The 21,823-nt window shown below is 63.2% G+C and carries 23 protein-coding genes; 11 read left to right on the top strand and 12 right to left on the bottom strand.

Annotated elements, in window-relative coordinates; all coding sequences use genetic code 11:
- Nucleotides 1-22 precede the first annotated feature (22 nt).
- Nucleotides 23-238: a molybdopterin-binding protein gene (locus tag J3D60_RS03605; protein WP_003173733.1), complete on the bottom strand. Its 216-nt coding sequence runs from the start codon at nucleotides 236-238 to the stop codon at nucleotides 23-25.
- Nucleotides 239-578: 340 nt separating this feature from the next.
- Here J3D60_RS03605 and J3D60_RS03600 point away from each other — a divergent pair, with 340 nt between their 5' ends.
- The 3 genes from J3D60_RS03600 to J3D60_RS03590 are packed head-to-tail and all read left to right on the top strand — an operon-like array spanning nucleotide 579 to nucleotide 3,101.
- A complete protein-coding gene (locus J3D60_RS03600) occupies nucleotides 579-1,550 on the top strand; it encodes an aliphatic sulfonate ABC transporter substrate-binding protein (RefSeq protein ID WP_065941306.1) in 972 nt (323 codons plus the stop codon).
- Between the two features lie 10 nt (nucleotides 1,551-1,560).
- A complete protein-coding gene (locus tag J3D60_RS03595) occupies nucleotides 1,561-2,388 on the top strand; it encodes an ABC transporter permease (protein WP_253489771.1) in 828 nt (275 codons plus the stop codon).
- The gene (locus J3D60_RS03590; RefSeq protein WP_253489768.1) at nucleotides 2,385-3,101 is read left to right on the top strand and encodes an ABC transporter ATP-binding protein; all 717 of its coding nucleotides are present in this window, start codon (nucleotides 2,385-2,387) and stop codon (nucleotides 3,099-3,101) included. Before J3D60_RS03595 ends, J3D60_RS03590 begins: the two co-directional genes overlap by 4 nt.
- A gap of 115 nt (nucleotides 3,102-3,216) precedes the next feature.
- On the opposite strand, the gene J3D60_RS03585 is transcribed toward J3D60_RS03590, so the two are convergent.
- The 4 genes from J3D60_RS03585 to J3D60_RS03570 form a co-directional block, all read right to left on the bottom strand.
- Nucleotides 3,217-4,134 (bottom strand): DUF4880 domain-containing protein, encoded by a 918-nt coding sequence (locus J3D60_RS03585; RefSeq protein ID WP_253489764.1) that lies wholly within the window; start codon nucleotides 4,132-4,134, stop codon nucleotides 3,217-3,219.
- A complete protein-coding gene (locus tag J3D60_RS03580; RefSeq protein ID WP_065941302.1) occupies nucleotides 4,131-4,649 on the bottom strand; it encodes a sigma-70 family RNA polymerase sigma factor in 519 nt (172 codons plus the stop codon). The genes J3D60_RS03585 and J3D60_RS03580 overlap by 4 nt, the downstream gene beginning before the upstream one ends.
- Nucleotides 4,650-4,740: 91 nt before the next feature.
- Nucleotides 4,741-5,358, bottom strand: coding sequence for an LpxA family transferase (locus J3D60_RS03575; RefSeq protein WP_253493943.1), 618 nt, complete (start codon nucleotides 5,356-5,358; stop codon nucleotides 4,741-4,743).
- Nucleotides 5,359-5,448: 90 nt separating this feature from the next.
- Complete coding sequence (locus tag J3D60_RS03570; protein WP_253489761.1) at nucleotides 5,449-6,894, bottom strand: mechanosensitive ion channel family protein; 1,446 nt, start codon at nucleotides 6,892-6,894, stop codon at nucleotides 5,449-5,451.
- A gap of 167 nt (nucleotides 6,895-7,061) precedes the next feature.
- Between J3D60_RS03570 and J3D60_RS03565 the strand changes: the two genes are divergently transcribed.
- Nucleotides 7,062-7,841: a TSUP family transporter gene (locus J3D60_RS03565; RefSeq protein ID WP_065941299.1), complete on the top strand. Its 780-nt coding sequence runs from the start codon at nucleotides 7,062-7,064 to the stop codon at nucleotides 7,839-7,841.
- On the opposite strand, the gene nudC is transcribed toward J3D60_RS03565, so the two are convergent.
- Complete coding sequence (gene nudC, locus J3D60_RS03560) at nucleotides 7,809-8,642, bottom strand: NAD(+) diphosphatase (RefSeq protein WP_253489758.1); 834 nt, start codon at nucleotides 8,640-8,642, stop codon at nucleotides 7,809-7,811. The genes J3D60_RS03565 and nudC overlap by 33 nt on opposite strands.
- Before the next feature lie 5 nt (nucleotides 8,643-8,647).
- The gene (locus J3D60_RS03555) at nucleotides 8,648-9,460 is read right to left on the bottom strand and encodes a crotonase/enoyl-CoA hydratase family protein (RefSeq protein ID WP_253489755.1); all 813 of its coding nucleotides are present in this window, start codon (nucleotides 9,458-9,460) and stop codon (nucleotides 8,648-8,650) included.
- Nucleotides 9,461-9,645: 185 nt separating this feature from the next.
- Here J3D60_RS03555 and J3D60_RS03550 point away from each other — a divergent pair, with 185 nt between their 5' ends.
- Entirely contained in the window at nucleotides 9,646-10,200 is a 555-nt protein-coding gene (locus J3D60_RS03550) for a UPF0149 family protein (protein ID WP_065941296.1), read from the top strand.
- A 7-nt stretch (nucleotides 10,201-10,207) separates the two neighbouring features.
- Here the strand turns inward: J3D60_RS03550 and J3D60_RS03545 are convergent, their stop codons facing one another.
- A complete protein-coding gene (locus J3D60_RS03545; protein WP_253489753.1) occupies nucleotides 10,208-10,837 on the bottom strand; it encodes a lytic polysaccharide monooxygenase auxiliary activity family 9 protein in 630 nt (209 codons plus the stop codon).
- Nucleotides 10,838-11,150: 313 nt separating this feature from the next.
- Between J3D60_RS03545 and J3D60_RS03540 the strand changes: the two genes are divergently transcribed.
- Together J3D60_RS03540 and J3D60_RS03535 are read left to right on the top strand one after the other, a co-directional pair.
- Nucleotides 11,151-12,407, top strand: a complete 1,257-nt coding sequence (locus tag J3D60_RS03540) for a 3-phosphoshikimate 1-carboxyvinyltransferase (RefSeq protein ID WP_253489750.1) — start codon at nucleotides 11,151-11,153, stop codon at nucleotides 12,405-12,407.
- Between the two features lie 32 nt (nucleotides 12,408-12,439).
- Entirely contained in the window at nucleotides 12,440-12,829 is a 390-nt protein-coding gene (locus J3D60_RS03535; protein WP_065941293.1) for a hypothetical protein, read from the top strand.
- A 1-nt stretch (nucleotide 12,830) separates the two neighbouring features.
- Here J3D60_RS03535 and J3D60_RS03530 read toward each other — a convergent pair whose 3' ends face one another.
- A complete protein-coding gene (locus tag J3D60_RS03530) occupies nucleotides 12,831-13,430 on the bottom strand; it encodes an NAD(P)H-dependent oxidoreductase (protein ID WP_065941292.1) in 600 nt (199 codons plus the stop codon).
- A 72-nt stretch (nucleotides 13,431-13,502) separates the two neighbouring features.
- Between J3D60_RS03530 and J3D60_RS03525 the strand changes: the two genes are divergently transcribed.
- Entirely contained in the window at nucleotides 13,503-14,096 is a 594-nt protein-coding gene (locus tag J3D60_RS03525) for a TetR/AcrR family transcriptional regulator (RefSeq protein ID WP_065941291.1), read from the top strand.
- A 293-nt stretch (nucleotides 14,097-14,389) separates the two neighbouring features.
- Here the strand turns inward: J3D60_RS03525 and J3D60_RS03520 are convergent, their stop codons facing one another.
- Together J3D60_RS03520 and J3D60_RS03515 are read right to left on the bottom strand one after the other, a co-directional pair.
- The gene (locus J3D60_RS03520) at nucleotides 14,390-15,055 is read right to left on the bottom strand and encodes a GNAT family N-acetyltransferase (RefSeq protein ID WP_065941290.1); all 666 of its coding nucleotides are present in this window, start codon (nucleotides 15,053-15,055) and stop codon (nucleotides 14,390-14,392) included.
- 55 nt (nucleotides 15,056-15,110) lie between these two features.
- Complete coding sequence (locus tag J3D60_RS03515; protein ID WP_253489747.1) at nucleotides 15,111-15,995, bottom strand: LysR family transcriptional regulator; 885 nt, start codon at nucleotides 15,993-15,995, stop codon at nucleotides 15,111-15,113.
- Between the two features lie 113 nt (nucleotides 15,996-16,108).
- Between J3D60_RS03515 and J3D60_RS03510 the strand changes: the two genes are divergently transcribed.
- The 3 genes from J3D60_RS03510 to J3D60_RS03500 all read left to right on the top strand — a co-directional run bounded on the left by J3D60_RS03510 (nucleotide 16,109) and on the right by J3D60_RS03500 (nucleotide 20,608).
- The gene (locus tag J3D60_RS03510) at nucleotides 16,109-17,317 is read left to right on the top strand and encodes an MFS transporter (RefSeq protein ID WP_253489744.1); all 1,209 of its coding nucleotides are present in this window, start codon (nucleotides 16,109-16,111) and stop codon (nucleotides 17,315-17,317) included.
- 81 nt (nucleotides 17,318-17,398) lie between these two features.
- Entirely contained in the window at nucleotides 17,399-18,250 is an 852-nt protein-coding gene (locus tag J3D60_RS03505; RefSeq protein WP_065941287.1) for a CAP domain-containing protein, read from the top strand.
- 171 nt (nucleotides 18,251-18,421) lie between these two features.
- Entirely contained in the window at nucleotides 18,422-20,608 is a 2,187-nt protein-coding gene (locus J3D60_RS03500; RefSeq protein ID WP_065941286.1) for a GAF domain-containing protein, read from the top strand.
- 8 nt (nucleotides 20,609-20,616) lie between these two features.
- Here the strand turns inward: J3D60_RS03500 and J3D60_RS03495 are convergent, their stop codons facing one another.
- Nucleotides 20,617-21,783, bottom strand: coding sequence for a diguanylate cyclase (locus J3D60_RS03495; RefSeq protein ID WP_065941285.1), 1,167 nt, complete (start codon nucleotides 21,781-21,783; stop codon nucleotides 20,617-20,619).
- Between the last annotated feature and the right edge of the window lie 40 nt (nucleotides 21,784-21,823).

The raw sequence follows: 21,823 nt of genomic DNA, 5'->3' as shown, positions 1-21,823 counted from the left end.
GCGCTCCCACATCCGGTGGGTGTCACAGCTTGGCGATGGACACTTCGGTGGACTTCACGAAGGCAATCACTTCGCTGCCCACCTTCAATTCCAGGTCACGCACCGAGCGGGTGGTGATCACCGAGGTGACGATGCCGGACGCGGTTTGCACGTCAATTTCGGACACCACCTCCCCCAGCAGGATTTCCTTGATCACGCCCTTGAACTGGTTGCGCACGTTGATCGCTTTAATGGTCATGTCGGCTTTCCTTTTGGCTGTTGGGTCAATCCGCACGAATGCGCAGGCCTTCAAAGTGCGCTATCGCGTAGAACATTAAAAGGAATATATAACTCTTTATTTATTCCATAAAAACATATGCGCACTGTTGCCTCACCAACAGCCGATCAACAATTTGCTCCCCCCGTAGCAGCTGCGGATTTGGATAAGGCGATATTTACGGTTAAGACGATATCTACGCGGGGTAGCGGTGACCTTGGCATAGAGACTGCATATTCCTTTAAAGCATGATGAGACATTAAAAATCATCCTTCTGAATATAAGAAAAGCCTTCTCTCAACGCCTTGTCCGGAGCTGTTCCATGAACCCCTTCACCCAGCGTCTACTCGGCACCTGCGCCCTCATCCTGAGCCTGCAAGCGCATGCCTATGCCGCCGAAACCGATCCCGCCGAAGTCAACCTCGACTACGCCTACTACTCGCCGGTCAGCCTGGTGCTCAAGCACTTCGGCTGGCTGGAACAGGCCCTGCCCCACAGCAAGGTCGGCTGGGTACTCAGCCAGGGCAGCAACCGCTCCCTGGAATACCTCAACAGCGGCGGCGTGGATTTCGCTTCGTCCGCCAGCTTGTCCGCCGTGTTGAGCCGCGCCAATGGCAGCCCGATCAAATCGGTGTACGTCTACAGCCGCGCCGAGTGGACCGCCCTGGTGGTGCGCAAGGACTCGCCGCTCAACAGCGTCAGCGACCTGAAGGGCAAGAAAATCGCCGCGACCAAAGGCACCGACCCGTACCTGTTCACCCTGCGCAGCCTGCAACAGGCCGGGCTGAAAAAAGACGACGTGGAACTGGTGCACCTGCAACACCCGGACGGCCGCACCGCCCTGGAAAAAGGTGACGTGGATGCCTGGGCCGGCCTCGACCCGCACATGGCCGCGAGCGAAATCCAGGCCGGTTCGCGGCTGTTGTACCGCAACAAGGATTTCAACAGCTACGGCGTGGTGAGCGTCACCGAGCAGTTCGCCAAGGCGCACCCACAGACCATCACCAAGGTGCTCGGGGCGTATGAAAAAGCCCGGGATTGGGCGGTGAAGCACCCCGATGAATTCGCCAGGTTGCTGGCGGATGAATCCGGCCTGCCGCTGGAAGTAGCCAAGCTGCAGTTGTCGCGCACCGATCTGAGCGCGCCGTTGTTGAGCGCCAAGGATGTGCAGTCGTCGAAGGCGGCGGCGCCGATCCTGGTGTCCGAGGAATTGGTGCGTCGTGGGGTGAATGTGGACCAAGTGATCGATCAACTGATCGACCCTTCGTTCGGCCAAACCCTGTCGAAGCAATAAGGGGCGCGTGATGACCAGCAAAAGCCAGGCATTGCCCCTTCCGGTCCCCGCGGTCAGCCAGCGCAGCGCCTGGCCACGACGGTTCAAAGGCTTGGCCTTGCCGGTGCTGATCCTGGTGATCCTGGAAGGGGTCGTGCGGGTGGGCTGGCTGCCGTCCTACCAGATGCCGGCGCCCAGCGAGATCGCCGTGACCCTCACCGACCTGGCCGAGGGCGCCTTGTGGAAACACATCAGCGCCAGCCTCGCCCGCGTGCTGCTGGGCTTTGCCATAGGCACCAGCCTGGCCCTGGTGTTCGCCGCCTGGGTCGGTTTGAGCCGTGAAGCCGAAGCCTATCTGGAGCCGACCTTCGCCGGCCTGCGTTCGATCCCGAGCCTGGCCTGGGTGCCCTTGCTGCTGCTTTGGCTGGGCATCGATGAAACCTCGAAGATTGTGCTGATCGCCATTGGCGCGTTTTTCCCGGTGTACCTCAATGGCGTCGCGGCGATTCGCGATATTGATCGCAAGCTGGTGGAAGTCGGGCAAATGTACGGTTTCAGTCGCCGCCGCCTGGTGCGCCGGATCCTGCTGCCCGCCGCCCTGCCCGGCCTGTTCACAGGGTTGCGCAGTGGCTTGAGCCTGGCGTGGATGTTCCTCGTGGCGGCCGAACTGATCGCGGCGACCAAGGGCCTGGGTTACCTGCTCAGCGATGGGCGGGAAACCTCACGGCCCGACATTGTGCTGGCCGCCATCATCGTATTGGCGCTACTGGGCAAGGTCAGCGACGGCCTGCTCGCGGCGGTGGAGAAACGCTGCCTGGCCTGGCGCGACACCTTCACTGGCCAAGGAGCGGAACAATGAGTACCCAGCCGTTATTGGACATTCGGGTGGAGCGTAAAAGCTTTGCCAGCACCACCGTGCTGAAAGACGTGCGCCTGGCCTTGCAGCCGTGCGAAGCGGTCAGCCTGCTGGGCCCCAGTGGCTGTGGCAAAAGTACCCTGCTGCGGATCGTCGCCGGGTTGGAAAAGGACTTCCAGGGCGAACTGCGCAGCCCTGACGGCGACGTGGCGTTCGTGTTCCAGGAACCGCGCCTGATGCCCTGGCTCACGGTGGAGCAGAACATTGGTTTCAGCGATGACAACCGCTACGACAAGGCCTGGGTCACACAATTGATCGAGGAAGTCGGCCTCAAGGGCTTCGCCCAGGCGCTGCCCAAGGCGTTGTCCGGCGGCATGGCACAGCGGGTGGCGATCGCACGCGGCCTGTATTCACGTCCGCAGGTGCTGTTGCTGGATGAACCGTTCAGTGCGGTGGATGCCTTCACCCGCATGAAGCTCCAGGACTTGCTGCTGCAACTGGCTACGCACCACGCCATCGCCCTGTTGCTGGTGACCCATGATGTGGACGAAGCGCTGTACCTGAGTGACCGGGTACTGGTGATGGACAACCGGCCCAGCAGCATTCGCCAGGAGCTGACGGTCGACCTGCCGCATCCGAGGGATCGGCGTGACCCGCTGCTGGCCCGGCTCAAGGCGCTGGCCTTGACCGAGTTGCAGCGTGCCCACGTGATCTGAGGACTACTCGTAACCTGTGGCGAGCCCAGCGCGGGGCAAGCCCGCTCACCACAGCAAGCCCACTCACCACAATAAGCCTGTTCACCACAACAAGCAGGCAGGCCACAAAACCGCATCATGCCGCCTTGCGCAGGCTCACCCAATAGCGGGTTCGAGCTTGCACCTCCAGCCCCAGGGTCGAGGCCAGCAGGTTGAGGATGCGGTCGGTGTCATCCAGGCGAAAACTGCCGGTCACCCGCAGCGTTTCCAGGCTGGGATCCCAGCGCAATACGCCGGGGCGATAGCGTTCCAGCTCGCGCAGAAAATCCCCCAGCAACTGGTTCTGTGCGGTCAACACGCCGTCGCGCCAGCCTAATTGCAGCACATCGAAGGGCACCGAGGTGCCAAGCCCGGCGGCTTTCAACGGCGCTTGCTGGCCCCCCTGCAATGTAGTCAAGTTTGCGCTCAAATCACGCACCTGCACCGCGCCCTTGAGCACCGACACCAGGCAGCCGGAAGGCAGTTGCCGCACGCACACCTCGGCCTGGCTGACGAGCAATTGGCCGTAGCGGGTTTGCACCGTCATCGCCGCCGTGCCCGGAACGTTCAGCGCCAGCTCACCGTCGACCAGGGTGATGCGCCGTTGTGCCAGGTCCACGTCTACGGCTGTGGCGGTATTGAGTTGCAGGCTGCCACCCTCGGCCAACGGCATTCGTTTGCGCTCGCCAGTGGCAGTGTGCAAGTCGGCACGCCAGGCTTCGATGGGCAACTGGCGGCTGATCAGCCAGGCCGCCGGCACCAGCGCCGCCACCCCCAGGGCGCGCTTGAGCACGGCACGTCGCCCCGGTTGCGGGCGGTCGAGGCTGGCCATGGCGAGCGCCTGGGGCAAATCGCTGAAACGCTGGCGCAGGGTTTGGGCTCTTTGCCAGGTTTGTTCATGCTGGGGATGGCTGTCGCGCCAGTGCTGCAAGGCGGCGTGATCGCGCTCGGTGGCCGCGCCGGATTCGAGCAGCGCCAGCCACTGGGCGGCGGCACGCGCGACGTCGCGGCTCACAGCTCCACCAGCAAACAATGCTCGTAGGCCTGGGCCATGTAACGCTTCACCGTACGTTCGGACACGTCAAGACGCTCGGCAATCTCGCGGTAACCCAGGCCTTCCAGCTGGCTCCATAGAAACGCACGGCGCACCAGCACGGGCAAGCCGTCGAGCAATTCATCCAGGGCTTGCAGGGTTTCCAGCACCAGCCAGCGCTGTTCGGGCGACGGCACACAGGCGTCGGGCAAGGTGGCCAGGGCATTCAGATACGCCTGTTCGAGGCTGCGGCGCTGATGAAAATTCACCAGCAGGCGCTTGCCCACCGTCACCAGGTACGCCCGGGGTTCCTGCATCTGCGCAATCGGCTGCGCACTGGCAAGCACCCGCAGGAACGTATCCTGGCTCAGGTCGGCCGCATCCCAGGCATTGCCCAGGCGCCGCCGCAGCCAGCTTTCCAGCCAACTGCGATGGTCACGGTACAAGCTCGATAGCGTCAGTTCAGGAGCGTGCGTGGGGACAACAGCATCATTCATGGCAACAACCTGCACGGCGCGATTGAGTCTCAAATGAGATTCATTCTATTTAATATCGTGCCGGGACACCATGATCTTTTCAACTTCGCGTTTATACGGACGCCTCGGCATCAAACACCCGCCCACGCCCCACGACACTGCCTGGCACCAACAGCGCCCCAGGCGCCAGCACCGCGTTAGCGCCGATCCGGCATTGATCCCCCAGCAACGCGCCGAACTTGTCGCAGCCGCTGCGCTGCAATACCCCGTCAACCCGTACCAGCACTTCCTTGTCGTCCCGCTCGTTGCGGTAGTTGGCGACGATACTTCCCGCCTCGAGGTTGACCCCATGGCCCAGCACTGAATCACCGACAAAGTTGAAGTGGGCCAGTTTGCTGCCGCTGAACATGAAGGTGGTTTTCAGTTCGGCGCCGGGGCCGATGATGCAGTGCTCACCCACCCAGCACCCACCGCGCAGCAGCGAGCCGCTGGCGATAAAGCAATGGGCGCCGATGATCAGGGGCGGCTTGAGCAAGGCACCGGGTTCGACGATGGCGGTACGGTGGATGGCGACTTCGTCCTTCACGCTGTACTCGTCGGCCGGCAGTTCGGCGAGCATCTGGCGAACAACGGCCGGCGCCTGGGCGACCAGGGCCCAGGGCGCGAAGCCGGCCCACGGAGCCAGGGGAGATTGAGCAAGGTTGGCGATGTAGTCGGTGAGTCGAATCAAGGTCAAGCCCTCACGTGGTCAGAGACAGTCAAGAAACCCCACATTGGCGATCATTCGACCTCGAGTACAGCACTTCCAGGCCCTCGCCTCTCACAGACCGCGCTTGCGCAACCACTGCAAAAAGCCCGTCTTCACCGGCACCACCGGCGCTTCCTGGGTCAGGACCTGAGCGGCGTGCAGGCGGAAATCCAGCAGCGCCTTCATCGCCTCACCGATGTCGTGGCGCGCGTCCAGGCACGGTTTCAAGTATTCATTCTCGATGCGGTACAGCGTGCAGAAGGTCTTGGCGGAAAAATCCGCCAGCGCAGCCTGGTCGGACAGAATCCCGGCCTCGCCAATCACTTCTCCCGGCCCCATGCGCCCGGCTTCGAATACATGGCCGCCCTTGGTCAACATCACCGAAACCACGCCGGACTCGACAATAAACAAATGATCGCTGACCTCCCCCGCCGGCAGGATCATCTCGCCAGCGCGGTAGGTGTGCAGGGTCATGTTCTGGCTGAAGGTGTCTTTCTCTTCCTGGCGCAGGGTGGAGAAAATCGACGAACGCTCCAGCAACGCCCGCGCGGCGGACATGGCTGGCGGCGCGCTGCTTTCGGTGGCGGACAGCACAGCCACGCCCGCCGCTTGCAGGTGCCGGAACGCCAGGTCATAGAGCTGGTTGCGCACCTCGCGCTTGAGGGCCATGGCCGGCACGAAGCCGCTGATTTCATACTCCACACCGCCACTGGCGGAGGTCTTGAATGCCACGCTCGGCGCCGGCGTGGCCAACAGGGGCCGGCACCCCTGCATCGCACGCTCCAGCGCCTCGATCACGGTTTGCGGACGTGCATGGGGGCTGACCTGCAGGCTGACCGCCAGGCCGAACATATCCGCCGGGCGTGAAAAGTTGATGATCTTGGCCTTGGCCGCCAGGGAGTTGGGAATCACCGCCAGGCTGCCCTGGGAGGTTTGCAGGCGCGTGGCGCGCCAGTCGATGTCGGTGACCCGCCCTTCGGTACCGTCGATGGAGATCCAGTCATCGATCTGATACGGCTTGGTGGTGTTGAGCACGATCCCGGAAAACACATCGCTGAGGGTACTTTGCAACGCCAGGCCGACGATGATCGCCACCGCGCCTGAGGTGGCCAGCACGCCCTTGACCGGCAGGTCGAGCACGTAGGCCATGGCGGCGATGATCGCGATGAGGAAAATCACCGCGCCCATCAGGTCCTGCAACAATCGCCCGGTGTGACCCACCCGCTGCATCATCACCGCGCCCAGCAACACCGTCAGCGTGCGCGCCGCAAACAGCCACCAGCCGATCTGCAAGGCCGTGGCGGCCAGGTGCAAGGCGGTACTGTCGGCATAGGGCGCAAGTTGCATGGGGTTCATGCCGTCGTTGAACAGCACGGCACTGAACACGGCAAAAATCGCCAGTCGCGCAGCCAGCTTCCAATTGGCCAGGTCGGCAGAGATCAGGCGCCACACGGCGATGTCGATAAAGATCAGCGCCACGGCGCACAGCATCGGGTGATCAGCGATAAATGAGGGCATCCAGGCGACTCCAGGGCGAATGACGGGAAGATCGCATGAAATGCCGTTCCGGGGTATAGCGAAAACAAATGTGGGAGAAGGCATGCCCCCCACATTTGGTCCTGGGTACATTCGGCAGGTAAGATGGCGCCCCTTCGCACAGCGCCCTGCCAACCATAAGCCCTCCCATGCCTTTCGAACTCAGCGTAGACCTCACCACCCTCGCCATTCTCGCCGTCGTGGCCTTTATCGCCGGTTTTATCGACGCCATCGCCGGTGGCGGCGGCCTGCTTACCACCCCGGCGCTGCTCACCGCCGGGATGCCGCCCCACCTGGTACTGGGCACCAACAAGCTCAGCTCCACCTTCGGTTCGGCCACGGCCAGTTTCACCTTCTACCGTCGCAAGCTGTTCCACCCGCGCCAGTGGGTGCATGCCATCGTCGGCACGTTGATCGGTGCGCTGGCCGGTGCGGTGGTTGCCCACTACCTGCCCGCCGAAACCCTGAACAAGATGCTGCCGGTGATCGTATTCGCTTGCGGCGTGTATTTGCTGTTCGGTGGCACGCCCAAGGCACCGCTGGACGCCGACGCGCCGATCAAGAAGAAATGGCAAGGCACCCAGGGTTTCGGCCTGGGCTTCTACGACGGCGTGGCGGGCCCCGGTACCGGTGCGTTCTGGACCGTGAGCACCCTGCTGTTGCACCCCATCGACCTGGTGAAGGCCAGCGGCGTGGCGCGCAGCATGAACTTCGTCAGCAACGCGGCGGCGCTGTCGGTGTTTATCTTCAACGGCTCGGTGGATTGGATTGTCGGCCTGGCGATGGGGATTTCGGTGATGGGTGGCGCATTCTTTGGCGCCCGCAGCGCGATCAGCGGCGGCGCCAAATTCATTCGCCCGGTGTTTATCACCGTGGTTCTTGGCCTGACCGTGCGCCTAGCCTGGCAGCACTGGTTCAGCGTGGCCTAGGCGACGGGCCACGTAGAGGTCGATCAGGTAGCGCGCAATCGAGCGTGAAGCCGGCAGCGGCGGCAGGTCGTGGATGCTGAACCACTGCGCGTCCTCGATCTCGTCGGCCTGGGGCACGATGTCGCCACCGGCGTACTCGGCATGGAAGCCCAGCATCATCGAATGGGGGAACGGCCAGCACTGGCTGCCCATGTACTGGATGTTCCTGACCTCCACCTGCACTTCTTCGCGCACCTCGCGGATCAGGCAGTCCTCGGCCGACTCGCCCGGCTCGGCAAAGCCGGCCAAGGTGCTGTAGACCCCGGTGACAAAACGCGGCGAGCGCGCCAGCAGGATCTCGTCGCCACGGGTCACCAGCACGATCATGCTCGGCGAAATCCGTGGGTAGCTGCGCAGGTCGCAGGCCTGGCAATACATCGCCCGCTCCCGTGGCACCTGGACCATGGCCTGGCCGCAACTGCCGCAGAATCGATGCTCCCGCGCCCAGGTGCCGATCTGCGCGGCGTAGCCCAGCACTTTGTAGAGGGTGTGATCACCTTGCAGCATGAAGCCGCGCAGGCCCTGCCAGCTGCAACCCGGCACTTCGCCCGCCGAATCGAGTTCCAGCAGGTACACAGGCTCACCGTCGAGGTGGCCGATGCCGTGTTCGGCAAACACCGATAGGTCCTGGCGCTTGAGCCATTCCCGAGGGAACAGCGGGCCGTTGGCATCATGCAAAAAGCCGTCGCGGCTGCGGGCGACGGCCCAGCCGCCGGGGGCGTCGTTGTCCAGCAGCGTTGTGGTAATCCAGCCTGGGGTCATGTCAGTCAATCCACGAATTCGGGTTTCTGCTTGCTCATATGGGCCGCGATGGCCACGCGCAGGTCGTTGGATTGCAACATAGCCGAGTTCCAGGTGGCAACGTATTCCAGACCGTCATTGACCGTATGGTCACGCATGTAGCTGATCATGGCCTTGGTGCCGGTGACTGCAATCGGCGACTTGGCCGCGATAGCATGGGCGATCTCGAACACCCCGGCCAACAGGCTGTCCTGGTCGGCGTACACGCGATTGACCAGGCCGATGCTGCGCGCTTCCTCGGCGCCGAACGTGCGACCGGTGTAGGCCAGCTCACGCAGCATGCCGTCGCCGATGATGCGTGGCAGGCGCTGCAGGGTACCGACGTCGGCGGCCATGCCGATGTCGATTTCCTTGATCGAGAATTGCGCGTCCTCGGCGGCATAGCGCATGTCGCAGGCGCTGATCAGGTCGATGGCGCCACCGATGCAGTAACCCTGGATCGCCGCCAGTACCGGCTTGCGGCAGTTGTCGACGGCGCTGAACGAGGCTTGCAGCTCGAGGATCTTGCGCCGCAGCAGGCGTGCATTGCGGCCCACATCCTTGCCGAAGTCATTGGCCACCGACGCCAGCATCATCAGGTCGATGCCGGAGGAAAAATGCTTGCCCGCACCGCTGAGCACCACGGCGCGTACGGCATCGGTGTCTTCGATCCATTGGAAAATGTCGATGATCTCGGTCCAGAACGCGGCGTTCATCGCGTTGATCTTTTCCGGGCGGTTGATCTGCACATGGGCAACGTTGTCGGTGAGTTCGACGACGAAAGCTTGGTATTCGGACATGGCAGTGATCCCTGGCTGGCGAGTGATAAGGCCCGAACTATAACAAGGGTACGTGACGGCGCATCGGCCAAAAGCAGGACTGGCAACGGCGATGGAAAAGACGCTGGATAAAAGCCCCGGCACACGCCATCCTTCGCGCTTTGAGCCGCCCCATCAGCGGCGTTCGACGTTTAAAGGATATGCCCATGCACGCCCAACCCCTCGCCCCCGCCGATTTCGAATTCATCGAAGAAACCCTGTTGAAATACGGCGACGACCATTCGGTGCTGAACCTGGCCGAACTCGACGGCTACTTCACCGCGCTGGTGTCCAGCCCGGCACAGGTGGACATCGCCGAGTGGTTCCCGGCGATCTGGGGCGGGCAGAACCCGGAGTGGGAAAGCGCCGAAGAGGCCCGGCAGTTCCTCGACCTGTGCGTGCGTCATATCAACCTGCTGGCCGGTCAACTGGCGACTGACGCCCAGGGTTTCAAGGCACGCTTCGATGCAACCGAACACCAGGGCCAGAACGTGATCCTCGCCGAGGAATGGTGCTTTGGTTATATCCGTGGTGCGGCGATCGGCAACTGGCCGCAACTGCCCGCAGAACAGGCCGCACAGCTGGAGAAAATCTCCTGGTGTGCCGAGCAGGACAACTTCGAGTTGCCGGCCGACCTGGATGTAGACGCCCATCAGCAGCGAGCCCGAGAAATCGAACCCGCTGCACGGGCGCTACATGATTACTGGCTGAGCCGGCGTTGATCCGGGCTTATTTGAAGTCCAGGTCAAACGCCTGATAGAACGCGTTACCGGTGTTGGCGACGATCCACAGCAACACCACCACATGCCGCCCCTTCTTGCCCTTGGGCAGTGTTACTTGATGCTCGACCTTGGCCTTCAATTCGTCGGCATGCTGGTAGTACGGCACCTGGGGGTAGAAGTCCTCGTAGAACGGCGAGGCTTCGAGTTGGGCACGGCTGATGCGCTGTCTGGCGTCCCAGCCGTCCTTGGTGATGAACCAGCGATAACCACGGGTGACGTGGGCGGCGGTGTATTCCCATTGCACCTTGAACACTTGGCCGGCCTCTACATTCAGGAGTGGCCAGGTGAACGGTGTGTTGAGCTTTTTGCTCATTTCCTCGTCGGTGAAGTTGATGCAGTCGCGCTCGTCGGTCTTGCCGCCACTGAGAATATGCCCATCGGCAGGCGGCGTGACGCTTTGATCGTCGGTTTCATACGGCGCAGGAAACGGCCCGGCCGCGAGCGCGGGGAAGTTCTTGCCACCTTCCATTTCATTGACTTGCCAATTGCCCAGCAACCCGCGCTCTACTGCAACCGAGCCTCGGCTGGCGGGGGTGACGACACGTCCGTGCCGAAGTTGTGTCTGAGGTTTGTTCATTTCATTCACTCCATGATTGAAAACGCCCCGGGTGGGGAACGTTCTGAACTTACCCCATCACCCAGGCTTGTCCAGCAGGCTGCTATGCGGGCAACGCTGCACGCCTCCTGCATTTCATTAAGGGGACGCAGTTGTCCTGCGCCTGGTTCGGGCGTACGCCTACCTAGGCAAGGGCCATCTGCCTACAGGCCTTGTCCTGTAACAACCCACGGTGGTTGATTCCCCGCTCGACAAGCACTGCATCTATGCCCGATTATTCGGGTCCGCCCGTTGGCCGCGCCAGCCACCTTGCCTTGACCAGGAGCCTTGCACCTTGAGTTCGCAGAAAACCGTGACCGTTACACCGCCCAACTTCCCCCTGAATGGCAAGGTCGCGCCCCCCGGCTCCAAATCCATTACCAACCGCGCCCTGCTGCTGGCGGCCCTGGCCAAGGGCACCAGCCGCCTGAGCGGCGCCCTGAAGAGCGATGACACCCGGCATATGTCGGTGGCCCTGCGCCAGATGGGCGTGACCATCGACGAGCCGGACGACACCACCTTCGTGGTCACCGGCACCGGCAAGCTGCAATTGCCGGCGCAGCCGTTGTTCCTCGGCAATGCCGGCACCGCGATGCGCTTCCTGACGGCCGCCGTGGCTACCGTGCAAGGCACCGTGGTACTGGACGGCGACGAGTATATGCAGAAACGTCCGATCGGCCCGCTGCTGGCGACCCTCGGCCGGAACGGTATCCAGGTCGACAGCCCGACCGGTTGCCCGCCGGTGACGGTGCACGGCGTGGGCAAGGTCCAGGCCAAGCGCTTCGAGATCGACGGCGGCTTGTCCAGCCAGTATGTATCGGCCCTGTTGATGCTCGCCGCCTGCGGCGAAGCGCCGATTGAAGTGGCACTGACCGGCAAGGACATCGGTGCCCGTGGCTACGTGGACCTGACCCTGGACTGCATGCGGGCCTTCGGCGCCCAGGTCGAGGTGGTCGACGACACCACCTGGCGCGTGGCCCCCACCGGCTACACCGCCCATGATTACCAGATCGAACCCGACGCGTCCGCCGCCACCTACTTGTGGGCTGCCGAAGTGTTGACCGGCGGCCGTATCGACATCGGCGTGGCCGCCCAGGCCTTCACCCAACCGGACGCCAAGGCCCAGGCGGTGATCGCGCAGTTCCCGAATATGCAGGCCACCGTGGTGGGGTCGCAGATGCAGGACGCGATCCCGACCCTGGCGGTCCTGGCTGCCTTCAACAACACCCCGGTGCGCTTCACGGAGCTGGCCAACCTGCGGGTCAAGGAATGCGATCGCGTACAGGCCCTGCATGACGGCCTCAATGCGATCCGTCCGGGCCTCGCCAGCATTGAAGGCGATGACCTGCTGGTCGCGGCCGACCCGGCGCTGGCCGGCACGTCGTGCGACGCCCTGATCGACACCCATGCCGACCACCGCATCGCCATGTGCTTTGCCCTGGCGGGGTTGAAAATCGCGGGTATCCGCATTCAGGACCCGGACTGCGTGGCCAAGACCTATCCTGGGTACTGGAAGGCCCTGGGCAGCCTGGGGGTCGCGTTGAGCGACTGACTCACCCGCGCCGGAATGGGGAGGTAAGGATCATGACCATTCGCCAACCCTGCCCGCCCGGCGCCTGCGTCTGCGACCGTGAACAACTGCTGGAGGCGCCCGGCGCCGACCTGCGTATCCTCAGCCTGACGCGCCAGGAAGAAAAACGCCTGGTCGAGCGCCTGGAAAACCTGCAAAGCCTGCAAGACCTGGAGCGCATGCAGCAGCGGATGCACGAGCTATTGGGCATCCGCGTGCATATCGCGCCGGGGCACACCGAGGTCAAGAGCATGCGCGGCATCCAGATCGTCATCGACGAGCTGCCAGGCATGTGCCGCAAGACCCGGCAAGCGATCCCGGCGGCGATTCGCCGGGGCCTGGAGAAAAACCCGGAAATTGCCTACCGCCTGCTGGACGCCCACGACCTGTTTCGCGAAGGTTGAATCAACCGGCAACCGTCTCGGCCTCGAACAGCCTCTGCCCGACCGCCTTCGCCGTCTTCAGATGCGCCGGGGCCGCGCCGCCTTCCGAATCCAGCAACAGCTCGGACGTCACCACCTTCGCCCCGCAGTAATCGAAGATGCCGTAGTCGATCTGGGTGCGCATCGCCTTGGCGTAGCCATGACGGTCAAACGCGCTGTCATCCGCACCGCCGAGGGCCAGCAAGTGCACCTGCAAGTGCCGCAGTTTTTTCACCACCGGGGTATCCGGGCCGTAGTCGATTGCCCAGCCGTTGACGAACACGCGGTCGACCCAACCCTTGAGCAGGCCCGGCAGCGACCACCAGTAGATCGGGAACGCCAGCACCAGGGCATCGGCGCGCTCGATGCGCGCCTGTTCCGCCAGCACGTCGGCCGGGGGCGTGGCCTGGGTGCGGTGTACCCGGTGATCGGCGGCGGTGTAGCGCGGGTCGAAGCCTTCGGCGGCGAGGTCGGCGATTTCAAAGGTGTGGCCCGCAGCAGTCAGGCCGGCAGCCACCTGCGCGGCCACGGCGTGGGTGAGGGATTGTGGGTCGTGATGGGCAACGACGATGAGTGCGTGCATGACTTTGACTCCCTTTGGGTTTAAGCTACTTTTGGTAAGTTAACGCCAGCAAGTTACTTTTGGTATATAAGCATGTCAAGCCCTGAATCCCCTGCCCCACGTCGTCGCCTGTCCCGTGAAGATCGCCTGCGTCAATTACTGGAAGTGGCCTGGCAGCTGGTGCGCGAGGAAGGCACCGAAGCCCTGACCCTGGGCCGCCTGGCGGAACTGGCCGGCGTCACCAAACCGGTGGTCTACGACCATTTCGTCACCCGTGCCGGGCTGCTCGCCGCGCTGTATGAAGACTTCGACGCGCGTCAGACCCAGGTGTTTGCCGAAGCCCTCGACGCCAGCCGCGCGACCTTGGAAGAACGCGCCGGGGTGATCGCCTCGTGCTATGTCGATTGCGTGTTATTGCAGGGCCGGGAAATTCCGGGGGTGATTGCCGCACTGAGCAGCTCGCCGGAGCTGGAAGCGCTCAAGCGTAAGTACGAGGCGATTTTTCTCGACAAATGCCGCGACGCGCTGGGGCCCTTTGGCCAGGTTTCACAGCCAGGATTACGGGCGATGCTGGGCGCTGCGGAAGCGTTGTCCTACGCTGCGGCCAGTGGCGAGATCAGCCGCGAAGAGGCGCAAGATGAGTTGTTGGCGACCATCCTGGCAATGGTCAACCGCGCACGGCGTTGAAGGCTGAAGAAACTTCTGTGGTAAGCGGGGCTCGTTGTGGTGAGCACACTTGTTGTGGTGAACAGGCTTGTTGTGGTGAGCGGGCTTCTGTGGTGAGCGGGCTTGCCCCGCGCTGGGCTGCGAAGCAGCCCCAACAAGAGCGCTGCAGTGTGCCAGGCAGCTCCGGGCCTGTTTCTGGGGCCGCTTCGCAGCCCAGCGCGGGGCAAGCCCGCTCACCACAACAAGCCTGTTCACCACAGAGGCAAGCTCACCACAGAAGTCCGCTCACCACAAAAAAAGCCAACCAGGCCAGGCTAACGCCCTGCCACAAACAGCTGGACCTTGCGGGCCAGTTGATCGAGGTGCCGGTCCCGCTGTTTCTCGGCATCCACCATCGCCCGCTTGCCGTGTTTTTGCAGCAGGTAGGTATGGATCTGGCGTACCTCCAGCGAACTGTAGATCGCCGCCACATCCAACACGCCCATCAGGCCATCGGTGCCGTAGTCCCGGGTATTCATCAACACCTGGGTGCCCCGCGCACCCCGCACTTGAAACCCCATGGCCTCGAAGGCCGCTACCTTCTCCACGGCACAGGCCAACTCCGCATGGGGATAGCGCGCCAGCACGTCCGCCATCATCCCGCGCGCCACACCCTGGCGCCGGAAACCGGCCTGCACCGCCATAAAGGCGATGCCACAGGCTTCAGGATCGTCTTTCACCGGCAGGTACAGGCAAAAGCCAATCACCTGCTCCTCGAGCATCGCCACGATCAACTCAACGGCAATCCCCTTCGACCCGCCCAATGCCTCCAGATACAGGTGCACCTCAAAGCCGATAGCGTATTGGTAAATGTTGTAGAGCAGGTTGCTCGGCGGCAGCGCGACGCTGCTGATGTCGGTGAGGTTGTCCACCACCATCTGCAGGATCTGGGCATTGATGGGCTCGGGGCACGGAGTGGTGTAGCGGGTAAGGCTGAACATGCAGATTCCTGGGTTTCGCGTCAAGGCAGCGGCGATTGTACCTGTTGCAGGCCGTTCAGTGCCCGCACACCTCACGCACGCACCCGCGCAACCAGCGGTGGGCCAGGTCGGCATCCAGCCGTGGATGCCAGAGCATCGCCACGGTGAACGGTGCCAGCGTCAACGGCAACGCAAAGTTGTACAGGCCTTCGCGCTGATGGGCAGTGTAGCGTTCGGGCACGCAGGCAATCAGGTCGGTGTCGCGGGCCAGGGCGATGGCCGTGGCGAACCCGGCGACGATGGTGCCGATCTGCCGCGTCAAGCCCAGGGCTTCAAGCCCATCGTCGATCTGGCCGCGCTCCTGCCCGCGCCGCGAGACGTAGACGTGCCGCCCCTGGGCAAACCGCTCGGCACTGATGTCGCCCTGGCTCAGGGGGTGGCCGCTGCGCACCACGCCAATCAAACGGTCGCGAAACAGCGCCTGGGTCAGCACTTCGGGGCTGGCGTCGGGGTCGACCACACCGGTCTCCAAGTCGACGCTGCCTTCGCGCAGCAACGTGCTGTCCTTGTCGGTCTTGCTGACGAAACGCAGGCGTACACCAGGCGCCTCCCGTGCGATGCGCGCCAGCAACGCGGGACCGAAGTTTTCGACGAACTCTTCACTGGTGCGCAAGGTGAAGGTGCGCTCCACCTGGGCCAGGTCCAGGACGTGTGCCGGGCGCAGCACCGCATGGGCGTCCTGCACCAGGCGGCTGACCTGCTCACGCAATGCCTGCGCCCGCGGCGTCGGTACCAGCCCGCGCCCGGCGCGGACCAACAGCGGATCGCCGGTGGTCTCGCGCAAGCGCGCCAGCGCCCGGCTCATGGCTGAGGGGCTCAACTGCAAGCGCTTGGCCGCTCGGGCGACACTGCCTTCGGCCAGCAAGACATCCAGGGTGATCAGCAGATTAAAGTCGGGCATGGGCGCTCCTTAGCAGGCGTTTGACGCAGGTATTAACTGCAAACCCTGCGTCTTCCGCCATGTTAGGCGAGGTCGTAGATTTGTGACAGTTGCGTCCACCCAAGGAATCTTCCATGCATACGTCTTCACGGGGCGGCCTTGCCAGCCTGTCGCTGTCCATGTTGCTCGCCGCCCTCGGCACCAGCATCGCCAATGTCGGCCTGCCCAGCTTGGTACAGGCGTTCGATGCGTCGTTTCATGCCGTGCAGTGGGTGGTGCTCGCCTACCTGATGGCGATCACGGCAGTGATTGTCATGGCCGGCCGAATGGGCGATCGCCTGGGCCGTCGCCGGCTGTTGCTCGCCGGACTGCTGCTGTTTGCGCTGGGCAGTGGGCTGTGTGCAGGCGCGCCCTCGCTGGGCTGGCTGATTGCCGCACGCCTCCTGCAGGGCTTGGGCGCGGCGAGCATGATGGCCATGGCGCTGGGGATGGTCGGCGACACGGTGCCCAAGGAACGCACCGGCCGGGTGATGGGCCTGCTGGGCACGATGTCAGCCGTCGGTACCGCCATGGGCCCCGCCGCTGGCGGGTTATTGCTCAGTGTGTGGGGCTGGCGCGCGCTGTTTCTGGTGGGCATGCCCTTGGGATTACTCACAGCCAGCCTCGCGTGGCGCTACTTGCCGGTTGATCGACGCCAAGCAGGCTCACCTTCCAGCGTCTGGTCACCGTTAAAGGAAGCGTCATTGCGCACGAGTCTCGCGATGAGTGCGTTAGTAGCGGCGGTGATCATGGCGACCTTTGTGGTCGGCCCGTTCTACCTGTCCAAGGGGCTGGGGCTGGACCCGCAAGGGATGGGCCTGGCCATGGCCGTCGGGCCCTGTGTCGCGGCGCTCAGCGGTGTACCGGCGGGGCGTCTCACCGACCGCCAGGGCTGGCGCCTTATGACTTTTGCCGGGCTGAGCATCCTGTTTTGCGGGGCCTTACTGTTGTCGTTGGCTTCGGGATTGATCGCCTACCTGGCGGGACTGGTGATTCTGACGGCGGGCTATAGTCTGTTCCAGGCCGCCAACAACACTGCGGTGATGTGCGATGTAGACGGTGCGCGCCGAGGTACGGTCGCAGGCTTGCTCAACCTGTCACGCAATATCGGGCTGATCTTCGGTACCTCGGCCCTGGGGGCGGTGTTCGCCTGGGCGACCCCGGATGTCACCCGCGCCACCGCGCAATCCGTGACCAGTGGCCTGCATGCGACTTTCACCGTCGCCGTGGGCTTGATCCTGCTGGCCACCGCGATGGCAGCGGGCCGCATCCGCGCCGTGAATGCCCCACAGAATGCCCGTTGAGGCAAAAAAACAAAAAAGGCGTTGCGCCAGACGGGGTTACATCGCGCATCATGGGCACTTTCAAGCTCAAGGGTAACGTCCATGCGCGTTCTGTCATTGATGATGGGTCTTACGACGCTGGCCGCCAGTACGGTGTTCTGCGCCAGCGCGATGGCGAATGAAGAAAGTCAGTTGGTGCAACAGATCAACGAGTACCGCAGCCAGGTGCAGCGCTGCGGCGACCAGGGTTCCCAGGAACTGCCACCGCTGGCCAACGATACACGGCTGGTGCTGCCGGCCAGTAACGTCGGCGACCTGCAGCAGGCCCTAGCGCGGGCCGCTTACCCGATGGTCAATGTGCAGGCCATCAGCCTGTCCGGGCCCAAGGACGCCCAGGCAGCCATGAAAGCCGTGCGCGAGAGTTTCTGCAGGGTGGTGCTGGACCCGCAATTCGTCGACATCGGCGTGAGCAACAGCGGCCAGGATTGGCGCATCGTGCTGGCCCGCCCGTTGCTGTCCAGCGGCCTGGGCGATTGGCAAACCGAAGGCCGCAAGCTGCTCGACCTGATCAATGCCGCCCGTACACAACCGCGCCAGTGCGGCACCCAGGCGTTTACCGCGACCACACCATTGTCGTGGAACGAGGCGTTGGCCGGGGCCGCCAACAGCCACACGCGCAACATGGCCAACGGCAATTTCTTCGACCACCTGGACCACGACGGCCGCACGCCTGGCGACCGCGCCGAACTGGCCGGGTATATCGCGAAGAACATCGGCGAAAACATCGCCGCCGGCCTGGACACCCCGCGCAAGGTGGTCGACGGCTGGCTCGCCAGCCCGGGTCATTGCGCCAACCTGATGAACCCGCAATTTCGCGAATTGGGCGCAGCCTATGCCATGGACCCGAAGAGTGACGCGGGCATTTACTGGACGGGTTTATTCGGCGCGCAATAAGGTGGGGTAATCGTCCGATAGCGCTGAACTCGGGCTATTCAAGCGAGCGGAGAATCAAATTGCCATCTATCGGATAATTCGGCTGAACTGGTAGCGCTCAAGCGGGTCTGTAGCTTTGCGCCGGATCCTGACAGGCGCGCCGAAGATTCTGAAAAACAAGGTGTTTCCCGAATGATGAATTGGCTGCAAAGCAGCAGCGACATGGCCGAACAGGTGCGCCAGCATGATTGGGCCAATTCACCTCTCGGTCCATTGGAGCAGTGGCCAGACGTTTTGAAGACGACGGTCGCGCTGTGTTTCGCGTCGAGCTTTCCCCAGGCGATTGTCTGGGGCCCCCAGTTGATCACGCTCTACAACGATGCGTTTATCCCGATCCTGGGCAGCAAGCCCTATGCGTTGGGGCGCCCGTTCAACGAAGTGTGGGCCGAGGTGTGGGATGACGTCAGCCCCATCGCCAACGCCGCCTTCGAGGGCCACGCCACCTATATCGAAAACTTTCCCCTGGTGATTGAACGCGGCCCGAGGCGGGAGCAGGCGTACTTCACCTTCTGCTACAGCCCGATCCGCGATCCCCAAGGCAAGGTGGTCGGCATGCTCGACACCGTCACCGAGACCACCGCCACGGTGTTCCTGGCACGCCGCCTGGCGGTGCTGGACGCCATCGGCAACGCGGTGGCCAACGCCGCCGATGCCGAAGCCATCATGACCAGCACCACCCGGTTGCTGGCCGAACACCTGCAGGTGAGCAATTGCGCCTACGCCGACATGGACGCCGATGAAGACGGCTTTACCATTCGAGACAATTGGACCGCGCCCGGCTCGCCCAGCATCATCGGCCGCTACAGCCTGGCGGCGTTCGGCGAGATGGCCGTCAACTGCCTGCGCGCCGGCGAGCCCCTGGTGATCCACGACAATCTGCGCGAGTTGCCGCCCGCAGAGTCCGCCACCTTCCAGGCCCTGGGGGTGACGGCGACGATCTGCATGCCGCTGATCAAGAACGGTCGCCTGACGGCCCTGATGGCCGTCCATGACAAAAACCCACGCCCCTGGTCACCCTACGACCTGGCCCTGTTGCGGGAAGTCACCGAGCGCTCATGGGCGCATATCGAGCGCGTGCGTGCCGATGCCGATGTGCGCAAGGGCCTGGCGGCCTATGCCGAACTGAACACCACTCTCGAACAGCGCGTCGAAGAACGCACCCTGGCGCTGGCCAAGGCCGAAGCCGCGCTGCGCCAGTCGCAGAAACTCGAAGCCATCGGCCAACTCACCGGCGGCGTGGCCCATGACTTCAACAACCTGCTGACCATCATTCGCTCATCGGTGGACTTCCTGCGTCAGCCAGACCTGCCGGAACAGCGTCGCCAGCGCTATATGGGCGCAGTGGCGGATACCGTAGAGCGGGCGAGCAAGTTAACCAGCCAATTGCTCGCCTTTGCCCGCCGCCAACCGCTGAACCCGGAAGTCTTCGACGTGGGCCAGCGCGTACAGAACATCGGCGAGATGCTGGAGAGCGTCACAGGCGCGCGTATTCATGTACGTGTCGAGATGCCTTCGCAGCCGTGTTTTGCGCGGATTGATGCCAGCCAGTTTGAAACCGCACTGATCAACATCGCCCTCAATGCACGGGACGCAATGGAGGGCCAGGGCACCCTGACCCTGAAGGTCCTCGGGGCACAGCCGTTGCCCCACATTCGCGGCGACGCCGGGTCGGGTAAGGCGTATGTCGCCATTTCGCTCGCCGATACCGGCCCCGGCATTCCCGAAGACACCGTCGAACGCATTTTCGAGCCGTTCTTCACCACCAAGGCGGTGGGTAAAGGCACCGGCCTGGGCCTGTCGCAAGTCTTCGGCTTCGCCAAGCAGTCGGGGGGCAATATCGATGTGACCAGCACGCCCGGCCAAGGCAGCGTATTCACCTTGTATCTGCCCCAGGTCGAAGCCGAAGCAGCACTGCCGCCCCCCTGCGAGGAAGCGCCGGCTTCGTCCCACGACACATCACAGTGCCGGGTGCTGATTGTGGAGGACAACCTGGAGATCGGGCGGTTTGCCAGCCAGATTCTTCAAGACCTGGGCTACCAGGCCACCTGGGTGACCGATGCCGAACAGGCCCTGACCCTTGCCGGGCACGATGGGAGGGCTTTCGATGTAATCTTCTCCGACGTGGTCATGCCCGGTATCACCGGCGTCGCCATGGCCAAGTTGTTGCGCCAGCGTCGGGCGGACCTGCCAGTGATACTGACCTCGGGCTACAGCGAAGAGCTGGCCGATAATGGCTATGACGGCTTCGAGTTCCTGCCCAAGCCTTACTCTGCCGAGCAGGTTTCGCGGGTATTGATCAAGGCCATGCACAAGGACTGAGCCGCGCCCTACTCCGCCACGGCCACCTGGTTGCGGCCCAGCGCCTTGGCCCGGTACAGCGCTTTGTCGGCGCTGTTCATCAGGCCGTGCAGGTCCTCGTCCACGGCATGGGTGAACGCCACCCCAAGGCTGGCTGACAGCCCCTTGACCGGCTCGGCGGCCAAACCGGCGATAGCCTTGATCAGGCCCTCGGCGATAGTGCGCGCGGTGTCCAACGACGTATTGGGCAACAACACGGCAAACTCTTCGCCGCCCAAACGGCCATACACATCGGCCTTGCGGAACGACGCACTGATCACCCCGCCAATCTGGCGTAACACCTGATCGCCGGCCTGGTGCCCATAGGTGTCGTTGATTTGCTTGAAGTGGTCCATGTCCATCATCAGCGCGCACAGCGGCTGCTGGTTATGACGGCATTGCGCATACAGCAATTGCGCATGTTCGAAAAATGCCCGGCGGTTCATCAGGCCGGTCAGCTCATCGGTCTGTGCGGCACGGGTCGAGATGTTATGGGCCCGTTCCATTTGCCGGGTCAGGCGAAAGGCTTTCTCCAGTGCATCGGACAACTTGCGCGTGGCACTGGCCACAAACGTGGAAAACACCAGGACCGCGATACCGATACCCACCTGCATCGATGTCGGCTGGAACAACAGCCACAGGGTGCACGGCAGCAACACCAGGCCGATGGACACCAGGGTCATATAGCGATAGGCCGAATAACACGACACCGCACTGACCGACATCCCCACGGTGAACAGCATCACCAGCGCCTGGGACAACCGATCATCGGGGGGCATCAGCGCGAGTGCCCCAGCCCCCCAAATGCTCGCGGACAATACCAGCGTGACCCAGTAGCGGCGCTCCCAGCGGTCCGGGGTGCGTTCGCTGTTGGGGCAGCGAAACCAGTCCAGGAACATCTTGACCCGCAGCAGCGACGAGGCGCCCAGCAGCACCAGCCACACCAGCATGGACGTGTGATCGAAGCGCTCCCAGCACAGCCAGCAGAGCATGGCGGCCGCCATGTAGCTGCCGAAAATGGCTGCAAATGACTGGCGAAACAACTGGTGCAAACGGTCGGTTCGCACCTGTGCCTCTATAAAGCAATCCTGGTCCTGCCCATGCCCAAGGCCATTCATGAAATTCGCCTGATTCGACTGCCATGACAAAGGCGCCATTGTGGCACCCTGCCAGCAGCGTGGACAACTGAATCCAGCA

Origin of the sequence: Pseudomonas sp. S3E17 (genome assembly GCF_024168685.1) — a bacterium.
GTDB classification, from domain to species: Bacteria; Pseudomonadota; Gammaproteobacteria; order Pseudomonadales; family Pseudomonadaceae; genus Aquipseudomonas; species Aquipseudomonas marginalis.
The sequence above is the reverse complement of the archived record's forward strand: the minus strand, read 5'-3'. Positions and strand labels throughout refer to the sequence as shown.